Source organism: Nocardia otitidiscaviarum NBRC 14405, from assembly GCF_000308635.1.
Taxonomy (GTDB): Bacteria; Actinomycetota; Actinomycetes; order Mycobacteriales; family Mycobacteriaceae; genus Nocardia; species Nocardia otitidiscaviarum.
Genome location: NZ_BAGD01000134.1, coordinates 1 through 19,502, shown reverse-complemented (window position 1 = coordinate 19,502; position 19,502 = coordinate 1). Strand labels below are relative to the sequence as shown.

General features: G+C 69.0%; 19 protein-coding genes and 1 pseudogene. 8 read left to right on the top strand and 12 right to left on the bottom strand.

Going from position 1 to position 19,502, the window contains the following annotated elements:
• Positions 1 to 26: 26 nt before the first annotated feature.
• Positions 27 to 770, bottom strand: coding sequence for a glycoside hydrolase family 25 protein (locus ON31_RS28890; RefSeq protein WP_085996505.1), 744 nt, complete (start codon positions 768 to 770; stop codon positions 27 to 29).
• 87 nt (positions 771 to 857) lie between these two features.
• Positions 858 to 2,195, bottom strand: a complete 1,338-nt coding sequence (gene ggh, locus ON31_RS28885) for a glucosylglycerate hydrolase (RefSeq protein ID WP_039818138.1) — start codon at positions 2,193 to 2,195, stop codon at positions 858 to 860.
• A 250-nt stretch (positions 2,196 to 2,445) separates the two neighbouring features.
• Between ggh and ON31_RS28880 the strand changes: the two genes are divergently transcribed.
• Both ON31_RS28880 and ON31_RS28875 read left to right on the top strand, forming a co-directional pair.
• Complete coding sequence (locus ON31_RS28880; RefSeq protein WP_039818136.1) at positions 2,446 to 3,153, top strand: SDR family oxidoreductase; 708 nt, start codon at positions 2,446 to 2,448, stop codon at positions 3,151 to 3,153.
• Between the two features lie 288 nt (positions 3,154 to 3,441).
• The gene (locus ON31_RS28875; RefSeq protein ID WP_039818135.1) at positions 3,442 to 4,242 is read left to right on the top strand and encodes a polysaccharide deacetylase family protein; all 801 of its coding nucleotides are present in this window, start codon (positions 3,442 to 3,444) and stop codon (positions 4,240 to 4,242) included.
• Positions 4,243 to 4,301: 59 nt separating this feature from the next.
• Here the strand turns inward: ON31_RS28875 and ON31_RS28870 are convergent, their stop codons facing one another.
• Positions 4,302 to 4,943 (bottom strand): peroxiredoxin-like family protein, encoded by a 642-nt coding sequence (locus ON31_RS28870; protein WP_063821586.1) that lies wholly within the window; start codon positions 4,941 to 4,943, stop codon positions 4,302 to 4,304.
• An 85-nt stretch (positions 4,944 to 5,028) separates the two neighbouring features.
• Here ON31_RS28870 and ON31_RS28865 point away from each other — a divergent pair, with 85 nt between their 5' ends.
• Positions 5,029 to 5,943, top strand: coding sequence for an AraC family transcriptional regulator (locus ON31_RS28865; RefSeq protein WP_039818132.1), 915 nt, complete (start codon positions 5,029 to 5,031; stop codon positions 5,941 to 5,943).
• Positions 5,944 to 5,986: 43 nt separating this feature from the next.
• Here ON31_RS28865 and leuS read toward each other — a convergent pair whose 3' ends face one another.
• The gene (gene leuS, locus ON31_RS28860) at positions 5,987 to 8,884 is read right to left on the bottom strand and encodes a leucine--tRNA ligase (protein WP_051037899.1); all 2,898 of its coding nucleotides are present in this window, start codon (positions 8,882 to 8,884) and stop codon (positions 5,987 to 5,989) included.
• A 180-nt stretch (positions 8,885 to 9,064) separates the two neighbouring features.
• Here leuS and ON31_RS28855 point away from each other — a divergent pair, with 180 nt between their 5' ends.
• Positions 9,065 to 9,475 (top strand): SdpI family protein, encoded by a 411-nt coding sequence (locus ON31_RS28855; RefSeq protein ID WP_039818179.1) that lies wholly within the window; start codon positions 9,065 to 9,067, stop codon positions 9,473 to 9,475.
• A 111-nt stretch (positions 9,476 to 9,586) separates the two neighbouring features.
• On the opposite strand, the gene ON31_RS28850 is transcribed toward ON31_RS28855, so the two are convergent.
• The 3 genes from ON31_RS28850 to ON31_RS35925 are packed head-to-tail and all read right to left on the bottom strand — an operon-like array spanning position 9,587 to position 10,695.
• Complete coding sequence (locus ON31_RS28850; protein ID WP_039818131.1) at positions 9,587 to 10,015, bottom strand: GNAT family N-acetyltransferase; 429 nt, start codon at positions 10,013 to 10,015, stop codon at positions 9,587 to 9,589.
• Positions 10,016 to 10,040: 25 nt separating this feature from the next.
• On the bottom strand, positions 10,041 to 10,427 hold the full coding sequence (locus ON31_RS28845; protein ID WP_039818130.1) for a cupin domain-containing protein: 387 nt from the start codon (positions 10,425 to 10,427) through the stop codon (positions 10,041 to 10,043).
• The gene (locus ON31_RS35925; protein ID WP_200881382.1) at positions 10,405 to 10,695 is read right to left on the bottom strand and encodes a hypothetical protein; all 291 of its coding nucleotides are present in this window, start codon (positions 10,693 to 10,695) and stop codon (positions 10,405 to 10,407) included. The genes ON31_RS28845 and ON31_RS35925 overlap by 23 nt, the downstream gene beginning before the upstream one ends.
• A 125-nt stretch (positions 10,696 to 10,820) precedes the next feature.
• Between ON31_RS35925 and ON31_RS28835 the strand changes: the two genes are divergently transcribed.
• Positions 10,821 to 11,789 (top strand): bile acid:sodium symporter family protein, encoded by a 969-nt coding sequence (locus tag ON31_RS28835; RefSeq protein ID WP_039818128.1) that lies wholly within the window; start codon positions 10,821 to 10,823, stop codon positions 11,787 to 11,789.
• On the opposite strand, the gene ON31_RS28830 is transcribed toward ON31_RS28835, so the two are convergent.
• Genes ON31_RS28830 through ON31_RS28815 form a run of 4 tightly spaced genes read right to left on the bottom strand, consistent with a single transcriptional unit; the run spans position 11,743 to position 16,444 of the window.
• The gene (locus ON31_RS28830) at positions 11,743 to 12,876 is read right to left on the bottom strand and encodes an aminotransferase class I/II-fold pyridoxal phosphate-dependent enzyme (protein WP_063821585.1); all 1,134 of its coding nucleotides are present in this window, start codon (positions 12,874 to 12,876) and stop codon (positions 11,743 to 11,745) included. The genes ON31_RS28835 and ON31_RS28830 overlap by 47 nt on opposite strands.
• Positions 12,873 to 13,886 (bottom strand): 3-oxoacyl-ACP synthase III family protein, encoded by a 1,014-nt coding sequence (locus ON31_RS28825; protein ID WP_039818176.1) that lies wholly within the window; start codon positions 13,884 to 13,886, stop codon positions 12,873 to 12,875. Before ON31_RS28825 ends, ON31_RS28830 begins: the two co-directional genes overlap by 4 nt.
• A gap of 36 nt (positions 13,887 to 13,922) precedes the next feature.
• Positions 13,923 to 14,579, bottom strand: a complete 657-nt coding sequence (locus tag ON31_RS28820; protein WP_039818127.1) for a DUF8713 domain-containing protein — start codon at positions 14,577 to 14,579, stop codon at positions 13,923 to 13,925.
• Complete coding sequence (locus ON31_RS28815) at positions 14,576 to 16,444, bottom strand: thiamine pyrophosphate-binding protein (RefSeq protein ID WP_039818125.1); 1,869 nt, start codon at positions 16,442 to 16,444, stop codon at positions 14,576 to 14,578. The genes ON31_RS28820 and ON31_RS28815 overlap by 4 nt, the downstream gene beginning before the upstream one ends.
• A gap of 165 nt (positions 16,445 to 16,609) precedes the next feature.
• Here ON31_RS28815 and ON31_RS28810 point away from each other — a divergent pair, with 165 nt between their 5' ends.
• The 3 genes from ON31_RS28810 to ON31_RS28800 all read left to right on the top strand — a co-directional run bounded on the left by ON31_RS28810 (position 16,610) and on the right by ON31_RS28800 (position 19,054).
• Positions 16,610 to 17,122: an EXLDI protein gene (locus ON31_RS28810; RefSeq protein WP_039818124.1), complete on the top strand. Its 513-nt coding sequence runs from the start codon at positions 16,610 to 16,612 to the stop codon at positions 17,120 to 17,122.
• A gap of 127 nt (positions 17,123 to 17,249) precedes the next feature.
• The gene (locus tag ON31_RS28805; RefSeq protein ID WP_039818122.1) at positions 17,250 to 18,254 is read left to right on the top strand and encodes a daunorubicin resistance protein DrrA family ABC transporter ATP-binding protein; all 1,005 of its coding nucleotides are present in this window, start codon (positions 17,250 to 17,252) and stop codon (positions 18,252 to 18,254) included.
• Positions 18,251 to 19,054 carry an ABC transporter permease gene (locus ON31_RS28800; protein WP_051037898.1) on the top strand — a complete coding sequence of 268 codons (804 nt, stop codon included), beginning with the start codon at positions 18,251 to 18,253 and terminating at the stop codon, positions 19,052 to 19,054. Before ON31_RS28805 ends, ON31_RS28800 begins: the two co-directional genes overlap by 4 nt.
• A gap of 49 nt (positions 19,055 to 19,103) precedes the next feature.
• Here ON31_RS28800 and ON31_RS28795 read toward each other — a convergent pair.
• Positions 19,104 to 19,502, bottom strand: a pseudogene (locus ON31_RS28795) (zf-HC2 domain-containing protein); the annotation flags it as partial.

Below are 19,502 nucleotides of genomic sequence, written 5' to 3'. Positions count from 1 at the left end.
CGTGTCCGATCGGCGGCGCGGGCGTGCTATCCGCCCGCGCTGCCGCTGCCCGGCATGCGCGCGAATGCGCCGAGATCGCCTTGGGCTCCGCTGTATACGTTGATATCGGTGGGTCCCGGAATGCCCGAGATACTGCCCGAGTCGGTGTACTGCCAGAAGGTCCAGGTGGGCCAGCCGCCGGGCACCTCCGGTTCGGCATTGCCGCGATAGTCCGCGATCCACAGCGGGTAGCGGGTGAATTCGGTGGAATTCGCCATGGCCGTCTTCCAGAAGTGCACGCCGGTGTAGATGATCGGCGGCCGACCGGTCAGCGCCTCGACGGTGTTCAGGTAGCGGCGGGTCCAGTCGACGAGGGCGGCGGGCGGGAGCCCGCCGGAATCCTCCAGGTCCAGCACCGCGGGCAGATCCATCGGGCCGTTCTGCCCGAGCACCACCGTCGAGTAGAAGACCGCCTGCGGTTCGGGCGGCAGCGCGGGGCGCGCGAAATGGTATGTGCCCCGGGCGACTCCGGCCGCCCGCATGATCAGACTGTCCGGCACGAAGTACGGGTTCACATAGCTCAGACCCTCGGTGGCCTTCACCATGGCAAAGGGGTGTCCGGCGGCGCGGACCGCGAACCAGTTGATCCCACTGCCGCCCGGATGCTGCCAGGAGGAGACGTCGGGGCCGTGCGGTGCGGCGGCCGCCGTGCCGGACAGCGGTAGCAGGGCGGCCAGCGCGAGGGCGGCGGCGAGGTGGGTGCGGGCCACGAGCGGGTGGTTCCGGTCCATGCCGCTCGACAGTAGAGCGCCGGTGACGCGTCTCACGCGAATCACCGCTGTGGTGTTCGCTACGAATTCGCTACAAAGCGAGCGCCGTCAGCCCAGCCAGTCCAGCACCGAGGCCGCCGTCCAGGACTGCTGCATACTGCCCAGCGCCTCGCCCGTGAACGGTTCGTAGTACTCGGAGAAGGTGCCGTCACCGGCCTGACGCAGCCCCTCCGCGCGCAGCATGAACGACCGCTCGGCCCAGCCGCGGCGCGCGAACACCCAGGAGAACAGCCAGCTCATCACCGGCCACACCGGGCCGCGCCAGTACTCGCGCGGCCGGAAGTCCTTGGACACCGGTGAGGTGGAGGGCGGCAGCGCGTAGCGCAGATCCGGATGGCCGCAGTAGCGCGGACCCTCGAACAGCCGCAGCAGCCGCCGCTCGGCATCACGGGAGAGGCCGCCGCACAGCAGCGGTGCGAAGACGGCCAGGGTCTCGGTCTCGATCCAGCGGTCGGCCCGCAGATCGAAATCCTTGGCCACCCCGCTGCGCGCGTCGGTGGTGGCGATGACGCCCGCGCGGAAGTAGTCGGCCCATTCGTAGAGCTCCCGCACATCGGCATTGGGCAGCCGGTAGTCGTCGCCGATGGTGGCCAGCACCTCGCAGGCCAGCGAGAAGATGGCGGTGACGAACACGTCCTCCACCGCGAAGCTCATGGTGGACGCCAGCTGGTAGTCGTCGTAGCCCGCTCGGCGCATCTGCTCGACCAGCCACATGTAGCGGTCGTATTCGCGGTCGGAGGGCCGCTGGCTGGGATCGTCCACCACGTGCAGGTCTTCGCGCTGGTAGGGCGGCAGATCGCCCGGCACCACGTTCTCGTAGGCGCGGTCCCAGCGGGGCGAGTTGTCCATCCCGGATTCCCAGCCGTGGTAGATGGTGATGCGGCCGTGCTGTTTGGGATCGCGCGCGTAGGCCAGCCAGCGGTGCCAGCGCATGAGGTCGGGCCAGCGCCGATGCAGGAAGTCCTCGGCGACCGCGCGGGTGCTGCGGCCGTGGCGGCGCGAATGGTCGAGAATCCGCTGCACCGCGATGGCGTGCACGGGCGGCTGGGTGATGCCCGAGGTGTCCGGTCCGTCGGGGGCGTCGGCGGCCAGTTGCCGGCACTCCCAGCGGGCGGGCCCGGGGAAGTACCCGTCCACGCCGTTGGCGAACACGATGTGCGGGATCATCCCGTTGCGCCATTGCGCCGACAGCAGGGTGTCCAGCTCGACCACGGCCCGCTCCACGCTGAGCGGGGCCAGGCCGACAGCCACGAAGGCGGCGTCCCAGCTCCACATGTGTGGATACAGCTTCGGCGCGGCGGTGGTCATGGTGCCCAGATCGTTGCCGCGCAGCAGATAGGCGGCGCGGGCCGCGAGCTGAGTGGGCGTGAACCCGGGGTGTGTCATCGCCCTATTCTGCGACGGCACCGGCAGGTATGCGCGGTGGACGCGGGGTTCGGGGGTGTGATCCGGGGATGTTTCGGGTTCGGCAGCGTTCACCCTTGTCGGCCTTCGTCTGGTGCGAATGGACATGCATACACGCGGCGGAGCTCGTTGTTCACGGCGGTCGCCGCGGCCCGCGCGCTCATTCGCCGCGGGCCGTCGGTGCCGTCGCCCGGAATCATCGCCCGCTGTCCATCCCCGTTACGGTGGTCGCATGGCCACCTCCGACGCGAGCAGCAGCGACAACCGTCCGACGGCGCTCATCACGGGTGCGAGCCGGGGGCTGGGGGCAGCCGTCGCGCGCGAACTCGCGCCCACGCATCGGTTGGTGCTGGGCGCGCGCACCGAGCGGTCGCTCGCTCCGATTCTGAGCGAATTGCCCGGTGCGACCGGATTTCCCGTGGAGCTCACCGACTACGAGGCTGTTGCCCGCGCGGCGGAACCGATCGAGCGGCTGGAGGTATTGGTCCACAATGCCGGGGTCGCCGACCTCGGCACCATAGCCGATTCCTCGGTGGCGCAGTGGCGGAATACCTTGGAGGCCAACCTGATCGCGGTCGCCGAGTTGACCAGGGTGTTGCTGCCCGCGCTGCGCGCCGCCAACGGGCATGTGGTGCTGATCAATTCGGGGGCCGGACTGCGCGCCAATGCCGGATGGGGCGTGTACGCCGCGAGCAAGTTCGGGCTGCGCGCCTTCGCCGACGCGCTGCGACTGGAGGAGACCGCGTTGCGCGTCACCTCGGTGCACCCCGGCCGGATCGACACCGATATGCAGCGCGAGATCGTGGCGGGGGAGGGCCGCGACTACCAGCCGCGCGAATTCCTGGAGCCCTCGACGGTGGCACGCGCGGTGCGCACAGCCATCGAGACCCCGCGCGACGCCCATCCCACCGAAATCGTGCTCCGCCCGATCCCACGCTGAGCCCCACCGCGGCCGTCGCACGCCAGCCCCGCCGTGCCCGAGCCTGCCGGGCCTCGGATCGAACCGTGCACCGGCATCCGACCGCTTCCGGAATCGGTTGTGCGTAGCGGGCTGGCCGCGTGCCGGGTCCGATCGCGCGTTCGTTCGCGTCCGGTGCGGGTGGCGCGCGGTTCGCGCGACCGGTGCGGCTTGCCGACCGTGCCGCGCGTTGGTCGCGGTCGGGCGCCGATCAGGGCTATAACTGTGGGGTTGCTGGGGATGGTTCGATACTTCGGAGTGATCACGCGTATGGACCGACGTAATCTGCTCGGACTGCTCGCCGCGGGGACCGCGTACGCCCTGACCGGCTGCACGCGGGCGCACAGCGGCACGCCGGAGCTCGGGGTCGGCGACATCCCGGCGGTGCCCGCGCCGCCCCCGGCCGCCCCGCGCCCGCTGCCCGCGCCGCCGACCGGACCCAAGACGCCGATTCCGGCGGGCACCATCACCGCGCTGCCCGGCCCGGGAAGCAGTATGGCGCTCACCGTCGACGACGGCGCCAGCCCCGAGGTGGTCGGCGCGTACATCAGGTTCGCGCAGGACACCGGGGCGCGCTTCACCTTCTTCGTGACCGCGTACTACGACTCCTGGATGGAGCACCGCCACACCCTGCGCCCCCTGGTGGAATCCGGCCAGATCCAGCTCGGCAACCACACCTGGGACCACGCCGACCTCACCGCCGTGTCCGGCACGGCCGCCGCCTCCCAACTCCAGCGCGCGAAGACCTTCCTCCGCGACAACTTCGGCGTCGACGGCACCCCGTACTACCGCCCGCCCTTCGGCCGCCACAATGCCACCGTCGACCGCATCGCCGCCGATCTCGGTTACACCGTCCCCGTCATGTGGTACGGCTCCCTCTCCGACTCCGGCCTGATCACCGAGCAGTATCTGATCGAATGCGCTCACAAGTACTTCCAACCGCAGTCGATCGTCATCGGCCACGCCAACTTCCCCCCGGTCACCCGCTGCTACGGCCAGCTCACCGACATCATCCGGGAACGCAACCTGTCCATGGTCACCCTGAACGACGTGCTGCGGCCCCCGGTATGAACGGGGGCCGCCGCTCGATGAACACGGGCGACCGCGGTCATCGGCCGCCAGCGCCCGGGCTACTGGGAGAAGTGCTGACGCAGGGCCGTGAGGATGTCCTCGGGCTCGGCGCGCTGGCGGTAGTCACCGTCGGTGAAGGCGTACACGATGCGGCCGTCCGAGCTGATGACATAGGTGGCAGGGACGGGCAGCTCCCAGTCTCCGGCGGAGAGGTCCGCGCCGACGGTCAGATAGTCGGCGCGGATCGCCTCGTCCACGGTGAAGAGCAGCCCGTAGTCGGCCGCGATCCGATTGCCGCCGTCGGAGAGCACATCGAAGTCGAGCTCGTGCTTCTCGGTCATGGAGAGCGAATCATCAGGGGACTGTGGGGAAATGGCGACCAGGCGGGCACCGAGGGCTCGGAAGTCGTCGATCCTGGACTGCAAAACGCGCAGTTCGAGATTGCAGTAGGGGCACCAGTTGCCCCGGTAGAAGGTCAGCACCACCGGTCCGGAGCGCAGGGCGTCGGAGAGGGTGAACTCCGCGCCGGTCGCGCCCGGGAGGGTGAAATCGGGAGCTCGGTCCCCCACCTGTAGAGCCTTGTCGCCCAGCGGGCTGAGCTTTTCGGCATTGCGATGCAGCCGGGCGACCAGCTCCTCCGGTACCGTGCCACGCATCTGCTCGTACATGCGAATTACCTGTTCCGCGTATGTATTTCCCATGGCGTAGACGCTATGCGGCGTGGTCCGCACGGACCATGACCCAGACGCGCTGATACATAGCAGATCGTCTCATAGGATGAGCCGCATGGATGTGCTCACCGATGTACTCGCGGCAACCAAGGTCGGTGGGGCGGTGACCGCGCAGCTGCGGGCGGCCGCGCCCTGGGGCATTCAGCTCGACGATATGCCCAAGGCCGCCTTCCACGCTGTGGTGCGCGGCAGCTGCTGGATACGGCTGCCCGGCGAACGTCCGGTGCAGTTGGCGGCGGGTGATTTCACGCTGCTGCCCATGGGTTCGGGACATGCCCTGTGCAGTTCACCGGAGGTACCGCTGCTGCCGTTCGAGCGGATCGCGCCGTCGCCCGGCCAGCGCGTCATCCGGCTGCCCGGTGACGGCTGCGAGACCCGGATCGTCTGCGGCTCTTACCGTTACGACGCCTACCCGGCGCATCCGCTGATGCGCCTGCTGCCGCCGCTGGTGCACCTGCCCGCCGACCAATCGGCGGCCGGCCGTGAACTCGCCGACACGCTGCGCATGCTCACCGCCGAAATCGGTGAGGACCGGCCCGGCACCCAGACCGTCACCGACCGGCTCGTCGATGTGCTGTTCGTGCAGGCGCTGCGGGTGTGGACCGAGCACCGCGCCGAGGACGGGGCCTCCTGGCTCATGGCACTGCGCGATCCGGAGATCGCCAAGGCCATGGCGCTGCTGCACGAAAGCCCCGCTCGCCCTTGGACCGTGGAAGAACTCGCGGCCGAGGTCGGCGTCTCCCGCGCCACCCTCGCCCGGCGGTTCAGCGCCTTGGTCGGCGAACCGCCGCTGGCCTACCTGGCGCGCTGGCGCATGGAGCTGGCCGCCCGGCGGCTCCGCGACAGCGCGGACTCCGTCGCGGCCGTGGCGCACGGCGTCGGCTACGCCTCGGAGTTCGCCTTCTCCCGCGCCTTCAAGCGCCAGCACGGGCGATCACCGGCGGAATACCGCGCGGCGCAGCGACTCTGACGGCAGCGCCACCGGGCGTGGCTGAGCCCGGCCGTCCCAGCTGTCAGGCGACCACGTTCACCAAACGCCCCGGCACCACGATCACCTTGCGGGGTTCCTTGCCGCCCAGCAGTTCCGCGATCTTCTCGTCCGCCAGCGCCGCCGCCTGCACCGCGGCATTGTCGGCGTCGGCGGGGACCGAGACACGCGAGCGGACCTTGCCGTTGACCTGGATCGGGTACTCGACCGAATCCGCCACCAGCAGTGCGGGATCCGCGACCGGGAAGGGGCCGTGGGCCAGGGCGGTGGTGTGGCCCAGGCGCTCCCACAGTTCCTCGGCGACGTGCGGGGCCATCGGGGCCAGCATCAGCACCAGCGGTTCCGCCACCGAGCGCGGTGCGCCGTCGGGGTAGTGCTTGGTCAGATGGTTGGTCAGCTCGATCAGCTTCGCGCCCGCGGTGTTGTCGCGCAGATTGGCGTAGTCGTCGTCCACCCCGGCGATGGTCTTGTGCAGCAGTCGCAGCGTCTCGCCGGACGGTGCGGCGTCGGTGACCTTGGCCGCGCCGGTCTCCTCGTCCACCACCAGTCGCCACACCCGCTGCAGGAAGCGGTGCGCACCGACGACGTCCTTGGTGGCCCAGGGCCGCGAGGTGTCCAGCGGACCCATGGACATCTCGTAGAAGCGGAAGGTGTCCGCGCCGTACAGATCGCACATCTCGTCGGGGGAGATGGCGTTCTTCAGCGACTTGCCGATCTTGCCGTACTCCTGGAAGACCTCGATCTCGGTGCCGGACTCGCCGTCGGCCGCAGGCGGCGTCCAGAAGAACCTGCCGTCCCGCTCCACCACTTCGGCGGCCGGGATGTAGGCACCGCGTTCGTCGGTGTAGGCGTACGCCTGGATGTAGCCCTGGTTGAACAGGCGGCGGTACGGCTCGGAGCCGGACACGTCACCCAGATCGAACAGCACCTTCTGCCAGAACCGCGCGTACAGCAGGTGCAGCACCGCGTGCTCCACACCGCCCACGTACAGATCCACGCCGCCCGGATCCTTCGGGCCGTGTTCGGCGGTACGCGGTCCCAGCCAGTACTTCTCGTTCTCCGGCGCGCAGAACGCCTCGGCATTGGTGGGGTCGGCGTAGCGCAGCTGGTACCAGGAGCTGCCCGCCCAGTTGGGCATGACATTGGTGTCGCGGCGGTACCGCTTCGGGCCGTCGCCCAGATCCAGGGTGACATTCACCCAGTCCGTGGCCTTGGCCAGCGGCGGCGACGGCTCGGAGTCGGCGTCGTCGGGGTCGAAGGTGACCGGTGCGAAGTCCTCGATCTCCGGCAGCGTCACCGGCAGCATGGATTCCGGCAGCGCGTGCGGCTGGCCGTCCTCGTCGTAGACGATGGGGAAGGGCTCACCCCAGTAGCGCTGCCGCGCGAACAGCCAGTCCCGCAGCTTGTACTGGATCTTGCCGTGCCCGTGGCCGTCGGCCTCCAGCCGCTCGATGACGGCGGCCTTGGCGGCCTCCACGGTCATGCCGTCCAGCTCACCGGAGTTCACCAGCGGGCCGTCACCGGAGTACGCGCCCTGCGAGATGTCGCCGCCGGAGATGACCTCCACGATGGGCAGGCCGAAGGCGGTGGCGAATTCCCAGTCGCGCTGATCGTGGCCGGGCACCGCCATGATCGCGCCGGTGCCGTAGCCGCTCAGCACGTAATCGGCGATGAAGACGGGCACGCGCGCGCCGTTCACCGGATTGGTGGCGTACGAGCCCAGGAAGACGCCGGTCTTCTCCTTGTTCTCCTGCCGCTCCAGATCCGATTTGGCGGCGATCGACTTGCGGTAGGCCGCAACGGCTTCGGCGGGATTCGCGGAATCGAAGGTCCAGCGCGGATCGGTGCCCGCCGGGTAGTCGGCGGCGGTCAGCCGGTCCACCAGTTCGTGTTCGGGCGCCAGCACCACATAGGTCGCGCCGAACAGGGTGTCGGGCCGGGTGGTGAACACCTCGATGGCGTCGCCCTCGCCCGCGGCGGTGTTCGCCTCGAACGTGACCTGCGCGCCCCGGGAACGCCCGATCCAGTTGCGCTGCATGGCCTTCACGTTCTCCGGCCAGTCCAGCTCGTCCAGATCGTCTACCAGGCGGTCGGAGTACGCGGTGATGCGCATCATCCACTGCCACAGGCGCTTACGGAACACCGGGAAGTTCCCGCGCTCGGAGCGGCCGTCGGCGGTGACCTCCTCGTTGGACAGCACCGTGCCCAGCCCCGGGCACCAGTTGACCACCGAATCGGTCTGGTAGACCAGGCGATACGAGTCGATCACGGCATTGCGCTCGGCGACGGTCAGCTCGGCCCAATCGCGGCCGTCGGCGGACCGCGTGCCGCCCTCGAACTCCGCGATCAGCTGGTCGATCGGACGGGCCTTACCCAGCTTCTCGTCGTACCAGGCGTTGTAGATGCGCAGGAAGATCCACTGCGTCCACCTGTAGTACTCGGGATCGGTGGTGGCGAAGGAGCGGCGGCGATCGTGGCCCAGGCCCAGGCGATCCAGCTGCCGCTGCATGGTGGTGATATTCGACTCGGTGGTCACCCGCGGATGCGCGCCGGTCTGCACCGCGTACTGCTCGGCGGGCAGGCCGAAGGCGTCATAGCCCAGGGCGTGCAGCACATTCCGGCCGTGCATGCGGTGGTAGCGGGCGAAGACGTCGGTGGCGATGTAGCCCAGCGGGTGGCCGACATGCAGGCCCGCGCCCGAGGGGTAGGGGAACATGTCCTGGATGAACAGCTTGTCGGCCGGGGTGTCACCCGCCAGCGGGCCGACCGGATTGGGCGCGTGGAAGGTTCCGCGCTGCCGCCAGTTGTCCTGCCACTTGCGTTCGATCCGTCCCGCGAGGTCGGCGTTGTAGCGGTGTGCGGGCACGTCTCCGTTCCCGGCTTCGATGGTGCCGGTGCTGTCGGTCGCACGAGTGTCCTGCACGGTCCTGCCTTCTGCTCTAGCCGATCCCCGATAAGGTCGCTCACCAGGGTAAAGCGTCGTGGTGCCGCCGCCCAAAAAGGGTAGGACCGGTCGGTAGCGCACTGAGCCCCAGGTCACATACCGTGTCGACGCGCCGACCGGCCCGGCGGTGTCCCGATGGCCCTGGGCTACGCTGCTGGAGTGTTCGTGGTGGCAATGATCCTGTTCGTGTTGGCGGCGGTCGCCGTCGTCACCGGGGTGCTCGGTCTGACCGGCACACTGCCCGGGAACCGTTACTTCGGGGTGCACACCGATGAGGCGCTGGCCTCGGAGGAAGCCTTTCGGCTGGCCAATCGGGTGGCCGGGCCCACATCCATCGGGGCCGGGGTCCTGCTCGCCGCGGGCGGGGTGGTGGCGCTGGTCGCCGGTGGTCTCGCCGCGATTCTGGTGCCGGGCGGCGCGGCGGTGATCGCCTTCCTCACGCTGGGCGCGGGAGCCAATGCCGCCGCCCAGGCCATCGAGGGGCTGGCACCGGCCGAGCAGGTCGGCGGCTGCGGCAGCGCCTGCGGGTCCTGCTCGCTGCGCGACGCCTGCGAACCCGCCGCGCACTGATTCCATCCGCCGCGTGCTGATACGAGCGAGGCTTCGGCGCACCGTTCACACCGAACCTGGTTCCCCTCGTCGCGACGCATCCGGCCGTGACCTTCCTCGAGCCTGCGCGGCTCACAGCGGTTTACGCATCCAGATGTGCTCGATCCCCGCGTCCTCCCAGTCCGGCTCGCCGAAGGCCGAATAGCCGAGCCGTTCGTAGAAGCCCTGCGCCTGGGTCTGCGCGTGCAGTTCCACCGCGACCAGTCCCCGCTCGCGCGCCCGCTCCTCGATGGCGTGCACCAGCGCCGCACCCAAACCGGTGCCACGCGCCCGTTTCGCCACCGCCAGCCGTCCGAGCACGCCGATGTCGTCGCGGCGCGTCAGCCGACCGGCCCCGATGGGCTCCCCGTCGAGGCGGGCCAGGAAGTGGTCGGCGGTCGCGTCGAGTTCGTCGAGTTCGATCTCCGCGGGCACGCCCTGCTCCTCGACGAATACCGCCATGCGAATGGCGTAGGCGTCGGCCCGGTCCCGCTCGCTGGCGACGGTGACGATCTCGATCATGGTGCCAGCATGCCGGAGTCGTCGTTCAGCGCGCGCAGGGCGGGGGAGGGATACCGCGCGACAGTGGACTTCCGGCCGGATTGACGTAGAGGACGGTCAGCCGCAGCGGTTTCGTCCCGAGATTGCGCGCCAGATGCGCGTGTTCCGGTCCGCTGGGCTCTCGGAAGATACGCCCGCGCCGATGGGTGAGCGGTACGCAATCGGTCCACGGGTGGTCGAGGTCGCCCCCGGTGACCAGCACGAACAGCGTGCCGTCGTGATAGTGCCAGCCGCTCTGGCCACCGGGTTCGACAATGGTCTGCCGCACTACGAACTCGCGCCCGGCGAGGGTGAAGCGAACCAGCTCGCGGCTGGCCGTCCCCGTCGCGGGCGCGGGATTCGGTCGGTACTCAGTGCTCGTCGTAATGCCCATCGTGTGCGGCGTGGCGGTGGCCGTCGTGAATGTAGTCCACATGGTCCCCGTGCGGCACGGCCACGTGGCCGCAGCCCTCGCCGTGGGCGTGCTCGTGGGCGTCGTGCGCGGCGTGCCCGGCGGGCTCGCATTCGTCGTAGTGCCCGTCGTGGGCGCGGTGCAGGTGGCCGTCGTGGGCGTAGTCGGTGTGATCGCCGTGCGGTACGGCAACGTGTCCGCATTCGGGGCCGTGCTTGTGGTCGTGCGCTTCGTGAACTGCGTGAGCCATTGTCATCGAGGTTCCTTTCCGAAGCATTCCGGTCCTGTCAGCTAACTCATATTGACATTAGCACTCACGCATCATTTCAAACCTCCGCGACCGAGCGGTCCGACATTCAGGACTAATCTCGACCGGTGCGATTTCTCAGCAAGTTCTACATCGACGGGTTCATCCTGTCGATACTCGCGGTAGTCGTCCTGGCCAGTGTCTTTCCGGCCCGGGGTGACGGCGCGGAGGTGGTGGGCTGGCTGACCAAAATTGCCATCGCATTGCTGTTCCTGCTGTACGGCGCGCGCCTGCACCCGCGGGAAGCGCTGGCCGGTCTCACCCACTGGCGTCTGCACCTCACCGTGCTGGCCTGCACCTTCGTGCTGTTCCCGCTGCTCGGCCTGGCCTCCCACGTGCTGGTCCCGACCGTGCTCACCGAGGATCTGTACACGGGTCTGCTCTTCCTGACCCTGGTGCCCTCCACCGTGCAGTCCTCCATAGCGTTCACCTCCATCGCCAGGGGCAATGTGGCGGGGGCCATCGTCAGCGCCACCCTGTCGAATCTGCTGGGCGTCTTCCTGACCCCGGCGCTGGTGCTCCTGCTCATGAACACCACCGGCCAGGCCGAGGTCGATCCCGGCGCGATCGTGGACATCGTGCTGCAACTGCTGGTGCCGTTCATCGCCGGACAGTTGCTGCGGCCCAAGATCTCCGGCTGGATGGTGCGCCACGCCGAATCCACCAAACTGGTGGACCGCGGCTCGATCCTGCTGGTGGTGTACAGCGCGTTCAGCGCGGGCATGGTGGAGGGCATCTGGCAGTCCATGTCGCCGTGGCGGATCGTCGGACTCACCGCCGTGTGCTGTGTGCTGCTGGCCATCGTGCTGGCGGCGACGGCCTTCGTGGGCGATCTCGCGAAGTTCGATCGGGCCGACCGGATCGTGGTGGTGTTCTGCGGTTCGAAGAAGAGCCTGGCCACGGGTCTGCCCATGGCCACGGTGCTCTTCGCGGGCGCGCCGGTCGGCCTGATCGTGCTGCCGCTCATGATCTTTCACCAGGTGCAGCTGATCACCTGCGCGGCCCTGGCGCAGCGGTGGGCGCGGACCGCCGACTGAGGTCGTCAGCCGCGCGCACGGTGCGGGCACGGATACTGTCCTCGGGCGAGAGCGGGCGGCGCGCCGCCCCCGGCCCGTGGGTGAGCGCCCGAAGCACCGCCCGTCCGGCCGCGGGCTCGCCGACCGCGATGCGCGCGCTGCCGTCCGGATAGCGTTTGGCCACGATCCCGGCCCGCGCCAGCGCGGCCGCGACATCGCTGCCCGGCAGATAGAGGAAGTTGCCGCTGCCGCGCGGAACCCGGATACCGCTGCGGCGCAGCCGGGTCCGCAGCAGTTCCCGCTCGGTGGTGATGCGCAGCACACGCATCGCGAGTTCGTCGTCCGCCGCGTAGGAGGCCGCCACCGCCGCCACCGCGCCGCTCGGCATCCCGAACGGCAGTTGCAGCCGCCGCACCCGCCGCATCAGTTCCTCGGACCCGAAGGCATAGCCGACCCGCAGTCCGGCCAGCCCGTACGCCTTGGAGAAGGTGCGCAGCACGAGCAGGTTCGGATGTCGCCGGGCCAGCTCGACCACGTCGAGAACATCGGCCGCCCCGAGGAATTCGACGTACGCCTCGTCCAGGATCACCGGTATCCGGGCGGGCACCGCGTGCAGGAACGCCTTCAGCTCGCTGCCGGAGACCACGGTTCCGGTGGGATTGTGCGGGCGGCACACCGCCACCAGATCGGTGCGGTCGTCGATCGCCGCGGCCATCTCCCACAGTCGCTGCCGACCGGACGAATCCAGCGGTATGCCCACCGATTCCAGCCCGGTCATGGCCGCCATGATCGGGTAGCCGTCGAAGGTGGGCGTCGCGAACACCATGCGACGGCCGGGGGCGGCCAGGGTCTGCATGATCTGCATGGTCACCCCGGTGGCTCCGGTCCCGACCACCACCTGGTCCGGCGTCACCCCCACGTGCTCGGCGATGAGCCGCGGCAGCCGCCGCGGCTCGAACTCCGGGTACAGATTCGTGCGGGGCAGTTCCGCACTCAGCGCCCGCAGCACCGAAGGCAGTGGGGGAAAGGGATTCTCGCTCAGACTCAGGTCGTAGCGAACCGGTGCGCCACCCGGTTCCGGGGTGCCGGGCACCGGCAGCGCGGTCATCCGACCGCACCCCAGCGCACGGCCGCCGCGCCCGCGAAATCCCCGGCGTGGGCGAAGGCCGACAGGAGCACCACCGATCCGGGCCGCAGCCGCCCCGCCCGCTGCTCCGTGTCGAGGGTGACGGGAATGGCCGCGGCGAACAGGTTTCCGCATTCGTCGAAGGTGTCGGGGTGACGTTCGGCGGGCAGTTCCAGGGCGTCGTGCCAGTTGCGTAGGAACAGCCGGTTCGGCTGATTGGTGACGAAGGTGTCGATATCGCGGCCCTTCACCCCGATGCGGTCGCAGACCGCCAGCGCCACCTCGGGCACCAGCCGATTGCCGCGCGCGAACACCTTGGTGATCTTGGATTCGCTGAAGGTCACACAGCCCTGCCCCTCGCCCGGCTCCCAGTACTTGCGCTCGGAACCGGTGGAGAAGTCCATATCCCCGGCGAATTCGGGATAGGTACGGCATTCGACATCCAGAATGGGCGCGCTGTTGTCCTTCACCAGCAGGCCCACGCCGCAGCCGTCACCGGGCACCGGGGCTTGTGCCTTGCCACGAATCTCGGACTGGGTGAAGACCGGTCCGGCGCAGTTCTGGGTGGCGGCGATGAGCGCGGTGCGGGCGTCGGTGGCGCGCATGAGATCCCGTGCGAGCGACATCATGTGCACGAACGCCGCGCAGCCGCCGTTGTGCACGTCGATCACGTGTCGCGGGCGCATACCCAGCCGCCGCGCGACCTCGGGACCGGCCCCCAGCACGGGATTGTCCGGCAGCTGGGTATGGGTGAGCAGGATGTCGATCGACGAGATGTATTCGCGCCCATGGCGTTCGATGAGTGGTTGCACGGCACGCTCCACCATGTCCACCGCGGTCTCGTCACGGCCGATGTGATGGCGGGCGCGCGGAGCGCGGAACATGACGTTCTTCGCCATCCGCTCCGAGCGGGAGAACCGGGTGAAGTACTCGGTGCCGACCGGGTCGCCGGGCAGATAACTCGCCACGTCCACCAGGCTGACCGGTGGCAGTGCGAGCTCCGGGTCGGTGAAATCCACTGCGCTACCTCACTTCATCCAGTCGGGCTTGATCGGCAGGCCGTGCGCGGCACGGTATTCGCAGATCGCCTTGAGATTGTCGAGTTCGAGCTTGTGCCCGGCGGAGAACATCTCCCAGAAGTCACCCACCCAGACCGAGCGGCCCGGGGGCGCGGCCTCCGGATAGGGGTTCTCGTCGTAGAACGGGTGGCGGCAATTAGTCCACAGCACCACCGATCCCGGCTTGTTCAACACCACCTGGGCGTCGACCACGCGCATCAGGTAGATCATCCACAGGTGTTCGCCCTGATCCCAGGCACAGTGGTAGTCCACCGTCATGGCGTCCGGATTGGCGACGGTGCGGGTGTAGATCTTCGTATTCGGACCCAGCCGGTCGGCGGCCAACCACAGCCCCGGCTCCTCGGTCTCGGTGAAGCCGCGCAGACTGTAGGTCCACTCCTCCAGACTCCTGGTGTCCGCGAGGTATTCGTAGACCTCCCGGGGCGGCGCGGCGATGTAGTCCTGGACCGGACAGTACTGCCCGAAGATCTGATCGTGCGGATATACCGACCGCAGCATGTCCATGATGATCGGTGTGGTGGTCTCCCGGTCGGAGTTCTCGATCCGCAGCACTCCGGGCACCACCTCCTCCGGAATATCGCTGAGAGCGGGCAGGGCGGTGGTCAAGGGAGCCTCCTCGAAGCGGTCAGGAAGGGGGTGAACGGGGGAATCTCGTCCGGATCGCAGTCCACGGCCACGAACGAGGGCCCCGGGGTCTCGACGCACCGGCGCAGCGTCGCGGCCAGTTCGGCGAGGGTGGTGGGTCGGTGGGTGCGCAGGCCCGAGAACATGGCGGCCACGCCCGCGCCGATATCGGCGGGTCGAAAACGGTTGTAGCTGTAGCGGTCTCCGTAGAAGAGCTGTTCGCGGGTGATGCACATGGCGTGCGCGTTGTTGTTGAGCACCACGAAGGTGATGGGCAGCCGGTGTTCGACGGCGGTGTGAATCTCCATGCCGTGCATGAAGAACGCGCCGTCTCCGGCGATGACGACGGTGTGCCGCACCTCGCCGTCGGCGCGGCGGCACCGGGCGAAGGCGGACCCGATTCCGGCTCCGAACGCGTACCCCATACCGCCCATGCCCAGCGCGACGGTGAAGCGGCCGCCGCGCGGCATGCGCAGATGGTGGACCACCGACGCACCGGTATTGCCCGCGTCGGCGAAGACGTCCGTGCCGTCGGGCAGCGCGTCGTTGACGGCCTCGACGATGGCGCGATACCGCAGGCCGGGTCCGTCGGACGGTGGGACGTCGAGCGGGGTGAGCATGTTCACCCGCCACTCCGCGGCGGTCGTCGGCAATTCCGATCCGGAACCGCGCGGCACGTCCGTGGTCGCGGACTCGCTTGTCACAACATCGGATTGCCGTGCCGTGTGGCCGGGATCGCGGACGGCGGGTGCGGTTCCGCCGTTGGCGCGGGTGAGGTCGCCGTGGGGCTGGGTGAGGCTGGGGCGGGTGAGATCGGTGCACAGGTCGGCGAGAGTGGTGGCCAGTTCGGTGGTGTGGGCGTGCAGGCCGGGCAGGAACGGTGGTTCGGCTCCGATACCGGCCAGCGTGACCGCGCTCAGCGCGTCCTCCAGCCCGGCCCGTGCCGTGATCGGCATCCGGGTGCCGACGAGCAGGCACAGCTCCGCCCGGTGCAGGGCGTCGAGCAGTTCGGGGTGCCCCATGCTGCCAGCCACCCCGCAGTATCCGGGCGCGTGGTGGTCGTAGACGTCCTTGGCGTCGGGCGCGACGCCGACCGAGGCGTCGAGCAGGCGTGCGAGCCGGGCCAATTCGTCGCGGGCGTCGTCGCGGGCGATCTGGTCACCGGCGATGATCACCACCTTGCCGGTGCGGCGGGCGGTGCGCAGCGCCCGCAGCACCCGCTCCAGCCCGTCGTGATCGCGGCGGTGCGCCCGTGCGGGCGGTTGGAATTCGGGCGGCGTCGACAGCTCGGCCTGCTGAATGTCCTTGGGCAGCAACAGCACTGCGGGGCCACCGGACCGGGCCGCCGCCACCGCGTCGTACAGCTGTGCCGGGAGGTCGGCGGGGGATTCGACGCGCGCGCAGTAGCGGGTGAGGGGTGAGAACAACCGCACGGCGTCGAATGCCCCCGCTCGACCGCTGGAGTCCTGGAAGGCGCCCCTGCCTTCCAGGACCGTCGGGGGCTGCCCGACGAGCGCGAGGACGGGAACCCGGGAGGCGAAGGATTCGGCCAGTCCGGCGACCAGGTTCACCGCGCCGCCGCCGGAGGTCGCGACGACCACGCCGAGTCCGGCGGTGGAGCGGGCGTAGCCGTCGGCCATGGTGGCGGCGGAGAATTCGTGTTTGGCCACCACAGCGGTGAGCGGTACGCGATCGTCGGCGGCATCCGGGCCGATGGACGCGTTGTGGTCGAATACGGCGTCGTAGAGGTCTTCGATATTCGCGCCGTCCACGCCGAACAGATGCCGGATCCCCAGTCGCGAAACGGCTCGAACCAGGTAGTCGGCGACCCGGGCCCCGCTGTCCATACACGTTCCTCTCGATGCCGGCGGGCTGCCGAGAGCCGGTGCCCGCCGCGTGTAGGGAGATACGGAGCTGATCTCCGAGTGGTTCAACGCTGCACTATCGGCGGTCCGACCGGGGCGGGGAAGCTGGGTCTTGTGTGTACGTATACGTCTACGTATAGTGAAGTCATGCCGAACAAGACGATCTATGTATCCGATGACGACCTGACGCTGTTCAGCCGTGCTCAGGAGCTGGTCGGCGGCAATCTGTCCGGTGCGATCGTGACGGCGCTGCGTCGCTACATCGAACTGGAGGAGGGGCGGCTCGAGGGTTTCGAGGAGATTGTGCTCCCCGTGGGGCACAACGGTGTGCGCCAGGTCCGCTTCTCCGGGGCGCTGCTCGGGGAATGGCGCGACATGAACGACACCGTCGCGCAGCAGCACGTGCGGGTGTACCGCAGCCGTAAGGGAAAGTTCGTCGCCCACGAGCATGTCGCCAAATGGGACGACATGGTCACCGGATCGCTGAAGGACATGAAGAGCTGGCGACGCATGTTCGGCGTCGGTGACCCGGACTGGGGTGACTACAACCTGACGATCGTGGACGACATCGAGGAGCTGCGGGGGCTGATCCCCGGCCAGCTGTTCCGACGCGTCGCCGATATCGCCGACCGGCCGCCGGTGGAGGACCTCGACATCTGAGTCGAGACGTCCCTCCCTCAACCGAATAGCGAACGCGACAAACCTTGACCGGCCCACCGGGCTGTCACGGCCTACCTGACCCATGCGTTTATTCGTATCCATTTATCTGAAAATGAGAGAGGCGCCCATGACCGCCGCACACCGCACCCCGGCCATCCTGGCCGACGGCTTGTGCAAATCCTTCGGTGAACACATCGTGCTCGATCGGATAGACCTCCAGGTCCCCGAGGGCACCATCTTCGCCCTGCTCGGCCCCAATGGCGCGGGCAAGACCACTACCGTGCGCATCCTCGCCACCCTGCTGCGCCCGGACGGCGGCGTGGTCACCGTCGACGGGTACGACCTCGCGACCGAGCCCGCCGGAGTGCGCTCGGCCATCGGGGTCACCGGCCAGTTCGCCGCCGTCGACGAACTGCTCACCGGCCGCGAGAACCTGCTGCTCATGGGCGACCTCCACCATCTGCCGCGTAGCGAGAGCGCCGCCATCGCCGACGAGCTGCTGCGCCGCTTCGACCTCGAGGAGGCCGCCGACAAGCCCGCGAGCAGCTATTCCGGCGGCATGACCCGCCGCCTGGACCTGGCCATGACCCTGGTCGGCGGTCCGCGCATCATCTTCCTCGACGAGCCCACCGTCGGACTGGATCCGCGCAGCCGCCGTGTGGTCTGGGAGATCGTGCGCGACCTGGTCGCGGGTGGCGTCACCGTGCTGCTCACCACGCAGTACCTGGAGGAGGCCGATCAGTTGGCCGATCGCATCGCGGTGCTGCACGGCGGCCGCATCGTCGCGGAGGGCACCGCGGACGAACTCAAGCGCCTCGTCCCCGGCGGCTACATCCGCCTCGACTTCGCCGACCGGGACGGATTGACCGCCGCGGCCCGGGTGTTCGGCGGCGCCGCACAGGTCAATGGCGACCTGACCCTCGCGATTCCCAGCGACGGCGGTGTTCGTTCGGTGCGCGAGGTGCTGGACCGCCTCGACGCCGAGCGCATCGAACCCGAGGGACTGTCCGTGCACACTCCCGATCTCGACGACGTCTTCCTCGCCCTGACCGGCTCCGAACCGGCCGACACCGACCGCGCCGAATCCGACCAAGCCGACACCGACCGCATCGAACAGGAGATCGTGCGATGAGCACCGTGACGACCGCGACCCGGACCTATGACACCAGATCGCACGGCATCGCCGACACCACGACGATGCTGCGCCGGAATCTGCTGCACGCCAAGCGCTATCCCGGGCTGGCGGCCAGCGTCGTCCTGATGCCGATCATTCTGCTGCTGATGTTCAACTACATCTTCGGCGGCGCGCTCAAGGCGGCCACCGGGGACGCGAAATACATCGACTACCTGGCCCCCGGCATGATGCTGATGGTCCCGGCATTCGTCTGCGCGGGCTTGGCCGTCATGGTGGCCAGCGATATGACCAAGGGCATCGTCAACAGGTTCCGCTCCATGTCGATCTCGCAGTCGGCCATGCTGAACGGCCAGGTCATCGGCACCGCCGTGCAGGCGCTGCTCGGCGTGATCGTGATGACCCTGGTGGCCTTCGCCGTCGGCTTCCGGACGAACGCGAATCCGCTGGAATGGCTCGCGGCCCTAGGCCTGATCCTGCTCGTGACCATTGCCCTGAACTGGCTGGCAGTCGGCATCGGCCTGGTCGCCCAGACTCCGGAGAGCGCGGGCAATCTGCCGCTGCCCATCACCATGCTGCCCTTCCTCGGCAGCGGTCTGGTGCCCACCGACACCATGCCCGCCGGGGTGCGGCAGTTCGCCGAGTACCAACCCTTCTCACCGATCACCGAAACCCTGCGCGGTCTGCTCATGGGCACCGAGATCGGCAAGAACGGCATCCTGGCCATCGCCTGGTGCGTAGCCCTCGCGGTGCTCGGCTACCTCTGGTCGAATGCGATGTTCCGCAAGCGCGCCAACTGATCGACCGAGCGAAACCTCCTGCCGCGGCAGGAGGTTTCGCCGCGTCCGGTCACTGTTCGAGTACCGCCGACAGCAGCACCCGCCCCGCGTCGTCGCGCACCTCGATGGTCCGCAACCGGTCCGGGGGGACGGAAGTCGTTCCGTCCGGGGTGAATTCCTGTCCGGGCGCAGCGGTCCACTCCGCCAGCTTGGACTCGGTGCCGTCCGTGCGCACCACCCACAGCGACAGCCGCCACTGATAGGCGTAGTCGCTGGCCGCGTAAGCGCACCACATGTCCACGCGCGATTCCCCGTTCACCGCGAGCAGTTCGAAGGTCGCGGTGATCGGGATCGGGTCCGGTGATTCCAGCGGCCCCTGCGCCACCACCTGCTGGACGGGCGCGGTAGCGCGGTCGGTGACCGCGGCCGTCACCGGCACCGCGATCAGCACCGCCGCGGCGGCGGCCGC